The following is a 12686-nucleotide window of genomic DNA, read 5'->3' on the forward strand; positions in this document are numbered from 1 at the left end:
CTGACAAGGGGGCGTTTTCCTTTTTCTAAAAAATCTGATAATATAGTTATAGGAATAAAATGCCTATAGAGGTATATATTTTCCAAAATTAAATAAAATTGGGGGGTAATTTTGTTGGTTAATCCCCTTTTAATAGCAACTACCCTAGCCTCCCTCGTATTAGTTTTCGTGTACATCTACCTTTACATACAGGAGCGAGAAGAGTTTATCAAACTGTGGACGATCAGTTGGTGCATGTATCTTCTAAGAATCGCCATTGAATTTTTTGTGATTTATTCATCTGCTGCTATACTATTGTCGGCAATATATCAACTGGCCACCCTTTTCAGTGGCTTATTTCTATTACTGGGTGCCTATCGCTTTACCGGAAAAAAATTTAATAACTGCTGGTTGCATGTTAGCTTTCTATGTGTTTTTTTGATTTCTGTGGGTCTGCTAACCGGTCAAAGTCAATTTGCCATTTCCCTTCCCACCATGCTGTTAACCGGCTCGATGTTTATCTGGACCGGCTGGTTATTAAGTCAGTTTGATGAGTTAAAGGGTCTGGAGATAAAAGTAATTGTTACGACCTTTATATTACTTGGATTTCATCACTGGGATTTCCCCTTTCTTTACCCGCTGTCGTGGTTTACTAATTGGGGTTATTTGATTGGGTCAGGATTAAGGTTATTAATCTCTGTGGCATTGCTAATGCTGATTTATCAAAGGATCAAGAATCAGTTGACAGCAAATGAAAAACGTTTCCGGTTAGTGGCCCAGGCCGCAACTGCCGCAATCATTTCAGTTAACCCGGAGGGTAAAATAATTTTTTGGAATAAGTCTGCCGCTTGTCTCTTTGGTTATCAAAAGGAAGAAATAATAGGAGAAGCGTTGGATGTTCTCCTGCCGGAACAAGATTTTCCGGCATACCAAAAAATACTATCCCATGTTGTTTGGCAAAATGAGGCTGCTCCCGATGGGAAAAAAACCGTGGAGATGGTTGGCGTGCATAAAGACGGCAGAAGAATCCCACTGGAAATTTCTTTGTCTGCTTGGCAACAAGGAGGGGTCGTTTTTCTCACAGTTATTATACATGACATAACCGATCGCAAGCAGGCGGAACAAGCCCTCAAAAGGTACCAATTCCTCTTTGATAACGCCAATGACAATATTCTGGTGGTAAAACACGGTGATGGCAAAATAATCGACGCCAACCCTACGGCCCTTAAAACCTATGGTTACACCAAGCAGGAAATCATCGCAAAATCAATATTTGAACTGCGAGTGGAATCAAGGGATGTTGTTGTGGGACAGTTAAAAGAGGCTCAACAGCAGGGAGTGGTCTTTGAGGCCATGCATCGGCGCAAAGACGGGTCTACATTAACAGTGGAGGTAAGTTCACACGGAGTGGTAATCAACGGTGAAACTTTTTTATTTAGTATTATTCGTGATATTACAGAACGTAAGCAAGCGGAGGAAATTTTAAAAAAATACCAGACCATGTTTGAAAATGCCCGGGACAATATAATTTTTGCCCAGGTACCGGGTGGGCAGATCTTAGATGCTAATCGTGCCGCTGTTGAAAACTATGGCTATACCAGGGAAGAACTGCTGGCTAAAACACTCCATCAACTGAGGGCAGATAACGATGCAGCAACGGCAGATAAACACATTGAACAGGCTGACAAAAAGGGCATAAGATTTGCAACCATGCACCGCCGCAAGGATGGCAGTGTCTTTCCGGCAGAAATAAATTCACGGGGTGTTACAATTGGCCGCCAGCGTAATCTTGTTGTAATTATCAGGGACATCACGAAGCATAAGCTTGCGGAAGAGGCCTTAGCCAGGGAAAAGGAAAGGTTAGCAGTGACGCTGAGGTCAATCGGCGAAGGGGTTATTACCACCAATATCGAAGGTAGAATCGTTTTAATAAATAAGGTTGCGGAGAAACTTACCGGTTGGCCGCAAAGGGAAGCCATTGGGAGGCCGCTGGGACAAGTTTATCGAATAATTGACGAAAGAACCAGGGAGGTATGCCCGGACCCAGTGGAAAAGGTATTGCTGATGAGCAATTCAACCAACTCGGATAGCCACATTCTGATGGCCAGGGATGGCGCGGAAAGGGTAATAACGGACTGCGGCACACCGATAACTGACCGGAATAGCGAAATGATAGGGGTAGTGCTGGTTTTTCATGATATTACAGAAGAACGTAAAATGAGAGAAGAACTGCTCAAGGCCAATAAGCTGGAGTCCCTGGGTATACTGGCAGGTGGCATTGCCCACGACTTTAATAATATTCTAACCTCTATCATTGGCAATGTATCCCTGCTCAAAGCCTATGGCAAATCGAACAGTGAAATAAGCCAAATACTATATGAATTTGAACAGGCCACCTGGCGGGCTAAGGGGTTAACCCAACAGTTATTAACCTTTGCCAAGGGTGGTGCGCCCATCAAAAAAAGTGCTTCGATCAAAGAAATAGTCAAGGAGACCGCAGACTTTGTCCTTAGAGGTGCCAAGGTTTCCTGCATCTATGCAATGCCTGACAACCTTTGGCCGGTGGAAGTAGATGAGGGGCAAATAAGCCAAGTAATTAACAATCTGGTGATTAATGCCATGCAGGCCATGACTAAGGGTGGTACCATTCGTATAAGTTGTGAAAATGTGCAGCATTTTAAAAAGCCGCCGGGGATACTGGAATGTGGAGATTATATTAAAATTGCCATCCAAGATCAAGGGTATGGCATACCCAGGCAAGACTACGAGAAACTATTTGATCCCTATTTTACAACCAAACCAAATGGAACGGGGTTGGGTCTAGCGATCAGCTACTCGATTATAAACCAGCACAACGGTTTAATGGAAGTTACATCTGAAATAGCCAGGGGCACTACCTTTACCATTTATTTACCTGCTTCAACTAGCCAAGTAGAAAGAAAAAATGACGCCATGGGTTTCCCTGTGCCTAGCGGCAAAATTCTGATCATGGACGACGAAAAATTAGTGCTGAGCGTGGCTGGTAAAATGCTTAAATACTTAGGTTACCAGGTGGATTATGCACATCACGGGGTGGAAGCCATCGAAAAATACAAAGCTGCCAAAGAAAATGGCAGTCCCTTTGTCGCTGTTATTATGGATTTAACCATACCGGGGGCGATGGGTGGCTTAGAGACGTTAAACCACCTGCTTCATTTTGACCCCGAAATTAATGCCATTGTTTCCAGTGGCTATTCCACAGACCCGATTATGTCGAATTATAAAAAATATGGCTTTAAGGCGGTTGTTACCAAACCTTACAGAATCGAGGAAATGGCAGAAGCTTTGCAAGGTGTTTTGTTAGATGATACCAAGGGGGTTACACATCATGCAGAGTAAATTTGAGGAAATAAAAACGAATATACACAAATTGAATAATTTACTTACTGTGATACAGGGAAATGCTGAGTTGATCAAGCTGGATCAGCAAAATCAGGAGGATGCGGCAGAAATATTAGATGCCTGTAAACAAATGGAAGAAGTGCTTAGGACCATCCGTCAAACTATCTCAAGGGCGGTGGATGTAAATGGAACTTAATATTTTGATTGTGGATGATGAAAAGCTCATACAAAACCTGTTTAAGAAAATACTTAAACAGAGTCCCTACCAAGTTGTTCTGGCGGGTGATATCAAAGCTGCCCTGGGGGAATTAGCAAAAAAACAGTTTAACCTGGCCCTGATCGATTTAATGTTACCGGATGGATCAGGACTGGAACTGTTAGAAAAAATTAAAAAAAGCCAACCAAATTGCAAATGTATCATTATGACTGGCTATGGCACACTGAATACGGCGGTTCATTCAATTCAACTGGGTGCCTATGATTATCTGGAAAAACCCTTTGGCTCAGTTGATGAACTTAGACAAATTGTCTCTGACGCAGTGGTCTTTGACCTGGACAAAGATGAGCAAATTCATCTCATTGAAGATTTGGCCTACCAAACTGGCCTTGTGGTTGGCCAAGGGCATGAGATGAGGCAATTAATCAAGACCGCCTATAAACTGGCCAGTAAGAACGTTAGTGTCTTAATTACCGGAGAAACTGGCACAGGGAAGGAGTTATTGGCCAGATTTATCCACAATGTAAGCGGCAGGAAGGATCAGGTATTTATACCAATCAATTGTGGGGCCTTTAGTGAAAACCTTTTGGAAAGTGAATTATTTGGCCACGAAAAGGGTGCTTTCACTGGTTCCAGTAGTACCAAAAAAGGCATCTTTGAGTTAGCTCATCGCGGTACTCTGCTTCTTGACGAACTGGCGGAAGCAAGCCCCGGCATTCAGGTTAAACTGCTCAGGGTTTTAGAAACGGGTGATTTTATGCGGGTGGGGGGTGAGGATTTAATTCATTGTGATGTAAGAATTATTGCAGCAACTAACGGGAATATTGAAGGGCTGGTAAGAAACAATCATTTTCGGGAGGACCTTTACTACCGTTTAAATGTGGCGCGCTTGGAATTACCTCCCCTGAGAAAAAGAACCGAAGACATACCTTATCTGGTTAGACATTTTTACAAGAAAATTACAGGCAATCATTATAAAAATATTTCTTTAAGCCATTTGGCTTTAGAGGTTTTTCAATCCTACCATTGGCCAGGTAACCTAAGGGAATTGTATAACATCATTCAACAAGTGCTTTTCACGGAGGTAAGTAATAAAATTGATTTAAAGCATTTGCCGAAGGAAATGCTCGGAAGTTATAATAAGCAGACTGACTCCCTTGGCAGGGTTGAAGAATCACCCCATATCCCCCCAAATAGTGGTGAGTTTATACCCAAGACCCTGGCAGAGGTTGAAAAAGAATATATCGAAAAGACCATGAGGCATTTTAACGGAAACATATCCCTTGCCGCAGAAGCCCTCGGGTTAAGTAGAGCGACATTATATCGCAAAATAAAACAATAATTGATAAAAAGTGTATTAGTATGCGATGGAAGGCCCTTAAAAAAGGAGCCTTCTTTTTTCTTTTTGATTAAAAAGTCTTGATTAACCTCAATCAAAGGTGCTGGTGAATATTGGCATAAAATATGCATATAAGTTTTGTGGGGTGAGGGCATGACAAAGTATAAAAAGATAGAGGAAACAATTATTATGCAACAACTACCTCAAATTCATGATTCCTTGACAGTTATTATTGGGAATTTACAATTACTGGCCGAGGGAAAAGATAATGAGGAAGGGAGACTGTATCGGGAGTTAATTAAAGAAGGGTATAAGATTAACCAAGCAATTGCAGTCCTTTTTCCACCGGGCGTAATATCCAAACGTTAGGCTGGCTCCATTGGTTGATTTAAAACAATCATAGCAAGGATTAATAGCATGACGGTTAATCTAAAAGAGTGCTCTCTAGGTTTAAGGTATAAAAACCGTAATATTTGATTCATGGTTAAAGAATTTTTTCAACCATCGTGTTTGGCAGAGGGGGTAAAAAACTATGGCAAAGATACTGATTGTAGACGATGCTATGTTTATGAGGAAGGCACTAAGAAATATGCTTGAAAGAAATGGTTTTGAGGTAGTTGACGAGGCTGAAAATGGCGCAATGGGAGTTGAAAAATACAAGAAATGCAGACCAGATCTGGTAACGATGGATATAACCATGCCTGAAATGACCGGCATTGATGCGCTTAAAGCCATTAAGGCCTATGATCCCCAGGCGAAGGTAATAATGGTGTCGGCAATGGGGCAGGAATCCTTTGTTAAGGAGGCTGTCCTGAGCGGTGCCAAAAGTTTTATCGTTAAACCATTTAAGGAAGAATTTATAATTAAGGCTTTTAATAAAATTCTTGCTACTTAAGCTGCCAAAGGGGCGATTGTCTTGACTGATAATTATGGAAACGAACCAATGGTGGAGCTGTTTGTTTTTGAGACCACAAAACTTTTAGAACAGCTTGAGCAATTAATACTAAGTACGGAAAAGTATAGCTGTTTCAGCCCAACAGCTGTTAATGATATCTTTAGAATTATGCATACAGTCAAAGGCTCAGCCTCCATGATGTTTTATGAAAACATCTCTTTAATTGCCCATTCAATGGAGGATCTTTTCTTTTTTATTCGTGAAAATAACCCCCAAAATATAGATTGCAGCAGTTTATATGATCTAATTTTTGAGGGTGCCGACTTTATTAAATTAGAAATTCAAAAGATAAAAAACAACGATAGTCCCGATGGGGACCCAACGACTATTTTGTCTGGGATTAAGGAACTACTTGGTGACTTGAAAGGGCAAAATGATGCTGAAAATTTTTATGCACAAAAATCTAACGAAGATCGGCAAAATGACATAGCCCAGAGCAAAGAAATAGATGCAAAGAAGAATAACCACTACCAAGCAGTGATTTTCTTTGAAAAGGGTTGTGAGATGGAACACATGAGGGCCTATGCTGTGATTCATAGTCTGAATGATATCGCCCAAGAAATGTGTTATACCCCTGAGGATACGGATAGTGACAGCAGTGCTGAAATAATAGGACGGGATGGCTTTAAGATCCTATTCAAAACAGAGTTGTCCCATGAAGATATTTACGATTTCTTGATGCAAACACCTTTTTTAAAAAGCCTTGAATTGGCAGCACTTGATCAGGTGGAGGAAATTTCTCATCCCAAAATATTGCAAAACCCAGCCCCTGTCGTAACCCATCAGCAAAGCATTATCAGTGTTCAAGTTGACAAATTGGACAAACTGATGGACTTAGTTGGCGAGCTTGTTATATCCGAAGCAATGGTAACCCAGCATCCGGAATTAAAAAATATAAGATTGCATCATTTTCAAAAGGCTGCTAGGCAACTTGGTAAAATAACCAGCGAGATTCAAGATATGGTTATGTCCATCCGAATGGTTCCCATCGCTGCTACTTTCCACAAGATGCATCGGATCCTAAGGGATATGTGTAAAAAACTTGATAAAGAGGTAGAACTGAAGATAATTGGTCAAGAAACGGAAGTGGATAAAAACATCATTGAGCACATTTCGGATCCCCTGATCCATCTGGTAAGGAATGCCATAGACCATGGCATAGAAACCCCTGCTGAAAGACAGGCCAAGGGTAAGCCCCCGAAGGCAACTGTAACCTTGGAGGCCAAAAACGCAGGCAGTGATGTTGTGATAACCGTGAAGGACGACGGCAAGGGTTTAAATAAGGAAAAGATCTTGCAAAGGGCCTTGGCAAATGGACTGGTTAACAAAAGCCTAAATGAAATGTCTGATCAAGAAATATATCATCTAATATTTCGGCCTGGTTTTTCAACCAAGGAAAATGTCACGGAGTTTTCCGGCCGAGGAGTTGGTATGGACGTGGTCATCAAAAACATTGAGTCAGTGGGCGGTTCTGTGGCCATAGCGAGTAAAAACGAACAAGGATCAACCATCACCCTAAAACTTCCACTCACACTAGCAATTATAGAGGGTATAAATATCAAGGTTGCCAACTCCCGTTTTACCATACCCACCACAAGTATCAAAGAATCCTTCCGACCAACAGAGAACGACCTGCTGCAAGACCCTGATGGCAATGAAATGATCATGGTGCGGGGGCAGTGCTACCCGATTTTAAGACTGCACCAGTTGTATAAGATAAAGACCGAGGCCACCAACATTACAGAAGGTATCATGATCATGGTTGAAAATGACTCCCATGGCTGCTGTATCTTTGCCGATGAACTTCTGGGAGAGCAGCAGGTGGTAGTGAAGGCACTGCCCGCCTATATTAAAAGAATAAAAAAGATTAAGGGTTTGGCAGGCTGTACCCTTTTAGGGGATGGCAGTGTGAGTTTGATCTTGGATATAGGGGGCTTGGTTAAAACAAATCAATTGATGGTAGGTGGAAAAAGTGTCTAACAATCTAGCGATGCTTGTGGAGGAGCAAGGGGAGGATACGCAAAGGGATAAATTCCTTACTTTCACAATTGGCAATGAGTATTTTGGTATAGAAATAAAATATGTCAAGGAAATCATTGGCATTCAGGTTATCACGGAGGTACCCGAATTGCCCCAATATATCCGCGGCATTATTAATCTTAGGGGCAATATTATCCCGGTGATGGATGTGCGGCTAAGGTTTAAAAAGCCCTTTAGAGAGTATAATGACCGGACTTGTGTAATTGTTGTAGCTATTTGGGATGTGTCAGTGGGGCTCATCGTGGATAGTGTGTCAGAGGTGCTTGCTATTCCAGAGAGCGAGATTGTACCTCCCCCTGATGCCAGCACGGGATTCAGCAATAAATATATCAAGGGCATTGGTAAGGTGGGAAATGGGGTAAAACTAATTTTAAATTGCGATAAATTACTGGGGCAAGATGAGGTAGAGTTATTCGCTCATACCAATTAGTTCGTCTAAAAGCGAAGAAATTTGCTGGGGGGTAAGCCTATATGAAGTGGTACTATAACTTAAAAATTTCCGTCAAGCTGCTGATCGGGTTTATTATCGTTGCTCTGATGGCTGGCATAGTGGGGATGGTGGGAGTAACCAATATTCGTTCGGTAAATACCAACTATATCGATCTATATAATAATTATGGGGTACCCCTAAGCTATGCAGGTGACGCTGGCATGGATTTTATTCGTGTACGGGCCAGCCTCAGGGATATAGTCTTGGATAGGGGGAGTCATAATAGACAGCAGTATGTAGATCAAATAAGGGAATATAATCAAAAAATTGACGTTAATTTAGCAAAGTATGAAAAAACAATCCAAACGGATGACGCCCGCAAAGAATTTGAAAATACGAGAAAGTTATTTGAAAAATTCGAACCGATGCAGGAAAGGATAATTAGCCTGGCCTTAGCCAACCAAGAAGAGCAAGCCTTGGTATATATGAGGGGAGAACCAGGTCAGGTTGCCCAGGAAATTGATCAGTCAATTACTATTTTGCACAGCTCAAAGATAACGGTAGGTAAACAAAGGGCTGATGAATTAAGTGCACTAACCAGTAAAACTGTCGCAACGACGATTATTGTGTTGGTTCTTGCCATTGTTCTGGCCATAGCTTTAGGGATATTTATTTCTCGGCTAATCAGCAAGCCCATTAAAAAAATGGTTGAGGCGGCGGACAAGCTGGCAGTGGGAGACATTCATGTTAAGGTGGAGGCTAGAACCAAGGATGAAATAGGAACCCTAATGCAGTCCTTTGGCAAAATGGTGGAAAATATTCGTGAACAAGCCTTAGTGGCAGAAAAAATTGCTGCGGGTGATTTAACCGTACAGGTAAAACCAAAATCAGAGAATGATATTTTAAATAAAAGGTTTGCTGAAATGCTTGACACCATACGGAATTTGGTCAGTCAAATTAATGATGCTTATCAAAAACAAAGGCTTGGTGAACTGGATGCTTTGATTTCAATTGAGCAATTTAATGGGGCTTTTAAGGAAGTGGCAGAGGGCGTTAATGAAGGGTATAAATTGCATATAGGCAATATATTAAAAATACTGGACATCCTATCTTCCTATGCCGAAGGGGATTTTTCAAAGGTACTCGAGAGACTGCCAGGAAAACAAGCACTGGCCAATGAAAAAATGGATCTGCTTAGAAATAATTTAATGAGCCTGATTGAAGAAATGGTAAAACTATCGGAAACGGCGATAGAAGGTCAGCTTAGCAGCAGGGGTGATTTAACAAAATTTTATGGGGATTATCGTAAGATAGTAGAAGGTGTCAATAAGACCTTGGATGAGGTGATAAAACCGATTACCGAGACCGCTGCTATTTTGGAGCAAATGGCCCAGGGTAATTTTCAAGTTAGTGTTACAGGTAATTACAAAGGTGATTATACCGTTATTAAGGATGCAGTTAATAATTTAATAAATTCATTCAACGAAGTACTGGGCAATATTAATTCATCTGCCGAACAGGTCGCGGCCGGTGCCGGGCAGGTATCCGAATCCAGCATGGCCCTCTCCCAGGGTGCCGCTGAACAGGCCAGTTCCGTCGAACAGCTTACTGCATCCCTGGAGGAGATTTCCAGCCAGACCAATCAAAATGCTGAAAATGCCAACCAGGCGAATCAACTGGCTGATACTGCACGACTCAATGCCATGCAGGGGAATGAACAAATGCAGCAGATGCAAAAGGCCATGGTCGAAATTAACGATGCCTCTGGCAATATCTCGAAGATTATTAAAGTCATTGACGAAATTGCTTTCCAAACCAATATTCTTGCCCTTAATGCTGCGGTGGAGGCTGCCAGGGCAGGACAACATGGCAAAGGCTTTGCTGTGGTGGCTGAAGAAGTGCGGAATCTGGCAGCCAGAAGTGCCAATGCCGCCAAGGAAACCACGGAGATGATTGAGGGTTCCATCAAAAAAGTAGAGGATGGCACGAGGATTGCCAATGCAACTGCCACTGCCTTAAACAATATTGTTGGGGATATTTCCAAAGTAGCGAATCTGGTGAACGATATCGCGGTGGCCTCCGGTGAACAGGCAACGGGTATTTCCCAGGTAAATCAGGGAGTTATCCAGGTGTCCCAGGTAGTGCAAACGAACTCGGCCACCTCTGAAGAAAGTGCCGCTGCCAGTGAGGAATTATCCAGTCAGGCTCAGGTATTAAAGGAAATGGTTAGCCGGTTTAAATTAAGAAAAAGCAGTTCTTCCTGGAACAAATTAGAAGAATTAAGTCCGGAGGTATTAAGGCTTCTGGAGAGTCTCCAGGAAAAGAAGGTTGCTGCCGCCAGTGAAAGCAATGAGCCAAAGTTAAAGATTGCTTTAAGCGACAGTGAATTTGGTAAGTATTAAAATTTAAATTGGAGAGGGCCACTGGCTCTCTCCAACATCAGGGTGGGGTAGGCGTTGGTACCGATTACCGACAAGGAATTTCAGATATTTTCTTCTTATATAAAAAGCAATTATGGAATTAGTTTAAAAGATGAAAAACGAACCCTTTTAACAGGCAGGCTGCATCAGGTGCTGGCCCAGCATAAACTTAACAACTTTACCGAGTACTTTGACTATGTGGTATCGGATCAGACCGGGGCTGCTGCACTTACCTTAGTTGATAAAATTACCACCAACCATACTTTTTTTATGAGGGAAATTGACCACTTTAACTATTTTAAAAACACCGTACTTCCCTACCTAGCCAGTCATGTTGGGGAAAGGGACTTAAGAATATGGAGTGCGGGATGCTCCAGTGGTGAGGAACCTTATACCCTGGCCATGATTATGGGGGACTTTTTTGTCAATAAGAAATTGTGGTGGGATACGAAAATCCTAGCCACGGATATTTCTAGCAAGGTGCTTAATACAGCCATAAAAGGTGAATATGCCAATGCACGATTAACATTACTGCCGGATCACTGGAAGAAAAATTACTTTAGGCAAGTTAACAGCGAAAAAAGTGCTTTGATCAAAAAAATTAAGGATGAAGTTATCTATAGAAAGTTTAATTTAATGGAATCCTTTCCCTTTAAAAAGAAATTCCATGTGATTTTCTGTCGTAATGTGATGATTTACTTTGATCATAAAACCAAAAATGAACTGGTAAAAAAATTTTATGATTTCACAGAAAAGGGTGGCTATCTCTTTATCGGACAATCAGAAGCCTTAAACCGCCAGGAGATTAAGTATAAGTATGTAATGCCTGCTGTCTACCGAAAGGAATAGCTGCTATGAACATGAACAAAAGGGTCAAAGTGTTGGTTGTAGATGACAGTCTGATATTCAGGGAGGTATTGGCCCAAAGAATCTCCTCTGACCCTCTGCTCCAGGTTGTGGCCACGGCGGGTGACCCCTTTGAGGCCCGGGATAAGATTATCGAGCACAGGCCCGATGTGATGACCTGTGATATTGAAATGCCCCGCATGAACGGCATTGAGTTTATCCAAAGACTTCTCCCCCAATATCCCTTACCAGTGGTGGTGGTGAGCAGTATCAGCAATGCAGTTTTTAGGGCCTTAAATGCTGGGGCAGTGGATTTCGTAACCAAACCAGATGTAAAATCAGCGGGAAGTGTCAAGGCATTTTTAGAGGAGGTAATTTTAAAAATTAAAATCGCCTCCCAGGCTAAGGTGAAATCAGGGAACGAAAATACCTTAACGGCTCAGGTTTCCCAAACTAGTTCGGATAGCAAAGGAAAAATCATTGCTATAGGGGCATCTACCGGGGGCATAGAAGCGATATTTAACTTACTGCAAGGGCTTTCTAAAAATGGTCCCGGCATTGTGGTTGTACAGCACATACCCCCGGTTTTTTCTAAGATGTTTGCGGAAAGGCTAAATCAAACCACGCCTTTTGAAGTGAAAGAAGCCCAGACCGATGACTATGTTGAAAAGGGACGTGTCCTTATTGCCCCGGGAGACAAGCATATGAGGATAAAAAAGGTGGGGCTAAGCTATCGCGTAGAATGTTTCTCCGAAGATAAAGTGAACGGGCACTGCCCCTCTGTGGATGTGTTATTTTCCTCTGTGGCTAAGGAGGCTGGTAGTAACGCCATTGGTGTCATCCTAACGGGTATGGGTTATGACGGTGCCAAAGGGCTTTTGGCCATGAGGCGGCGGGGGGCCAGAACCATAGGACAGGATGAAAAAACAGCGGTTGTCTATGGTATGCCAAAGGTGGCTTATGATGTGGGTGCAGTGGAAAAACAAGCGGCTATTAATGAGATCCCCTTTGTAATTTCTAGGATGCTATAGCCCACCCGCTTAAGGAGGCGTATTGCCCCTTGGATAGGGCATATTACG

General features: G+C 42.2%; 10 protein-coding genes. All 10 read left to right on the forward strand.

The annotated features are described in order from the left end of the window. The first annotated feature begins 114 nt into the window (after positions 1–114). The 10 genes from AC1U9Z_RS04550 (at position 115) to AC1U9Z_RS04595 (ending at position 12638) form a co-directional block, all read left to right on the forward strand. Entirely contained in the window at positions 115–3357 is a 3243-nt protein-coding gene (locus AC1U9Z_RS04550) for a hybrid sensor histidine kinase/response regulator (RefSeq protein ID WP_333531983.1), read from the forward strand. Continuing rightward, positions 3347–3556 (forward strand): hypothetical protein, encoded by a 210-nt coding sequence (locus tag AC1U9Z_RS04555; protein ID WP_333531982.1) that lies wholly within the window; start codon positions 3347–3349, stop codon positions 3554–3556. Before AC1U9Z_RS04550 ends, AC1U9Z_RS04555 begins: the two co-directional genes overlap by 11 nt. Continuing rightward, on the forward strand, positions 3546–4919 hold the full coding sequence (locus AC1U9Z_RS04560; protein WP_333531981.1) for a sigma-54-dependent transcriptional regulator: 1374 nt from the start codon (positions 3546–3548) through the stop codon (positions 4917–4919). Before AC1U9Z_RS04555 ends, AC1U9Z_RS04560 begins: the two co-directional genes overlap by 11 nt. A 150-nt stretch (positions 4920–5069) precedes the next feature. Next, a complete protein-coding gene (locus AC1U9Z_RS04565) occupies positions 5070–5285 on the forward strand; it encodes a hypothetical protein (RefSeq protein WP_333531980.1) in 216 nt (71 codons plus the stop codon). A 163-nt stretch (positions 5286–5448) separates the two neighbouring features. Continuing rightward, positions 5449–5811, forward strand: coding sequence for a response regulator (locus AC1U9Z_RS04570; protein ID WP_333531979.1), 363 nt, complete (start codon positions 5449–5451; stop codon positions 5809–5811). Between the two features lie 21 nt (positions 5812–5832). Beyond that, positions 5833–7851, forward strand: a complete 2019-nt coding sequence (locus tag AC1U9Z_RS04575) for a chemotaxis protein CheA (RefSeq protein ID WP_333531978.1) — start codon at positions 5833–5835, stop codon at positions 7849–7851. A 10-nt stretch (positions 7852–7861) separates the two neighbouring features. Continuing rightward, complete coding sequence (locus AC1U9Z_RS04580; RefSeq protein WP_333532055.1) at positions 7862–8341, forward strand: chemotaxis protein CheW; 480 nt, start codon at positions 7862–7864, stop codon at positions 8339–8341. 41 nt (positions 8342–8382) lie between these two features. After that, positions 8383–10743 carry a HAMP domain-containing methyl-accepting chemotaxis protein gene (locus AC1U9Z_RS04585; protein WP_333531977.1) on the forward strand — a complete coding sequence of 787 codons (2361 nt, stop codon included), beginning with the start codon at positions 8383–8385 and terminating at the stop codon, positions 10741–10743. A 54-nt stretch (positions 10744–10797) separates the two neighbouring features. Continuing rightward, positions 10798–11610, forward strand: a complete 813-nt coding sequence (locus AC1U9Z_RS04590; RefSeq protein ID WP_333531976.1) for a CheR family methyltransferase — start codon at positions 10798–10800, stop codon at positions 11608–11610. Positions 11611–11615: 5 nt separating this feature from the next. Then, entirely contained in the window at positions 11616–12638 is a 1023-nt protein-coding gene (locus AC1U9Z_RS04595; protein ID WP_333531975.1) for a protein-glutamate methylesterase/protein-glutamine glutaminase, read from the forward strand. Positions 12639–12686 lie beyond the last annotated feature (48 nt).

This window comes from Desulfotomaculum sp. (assembly GCF_982386235.1).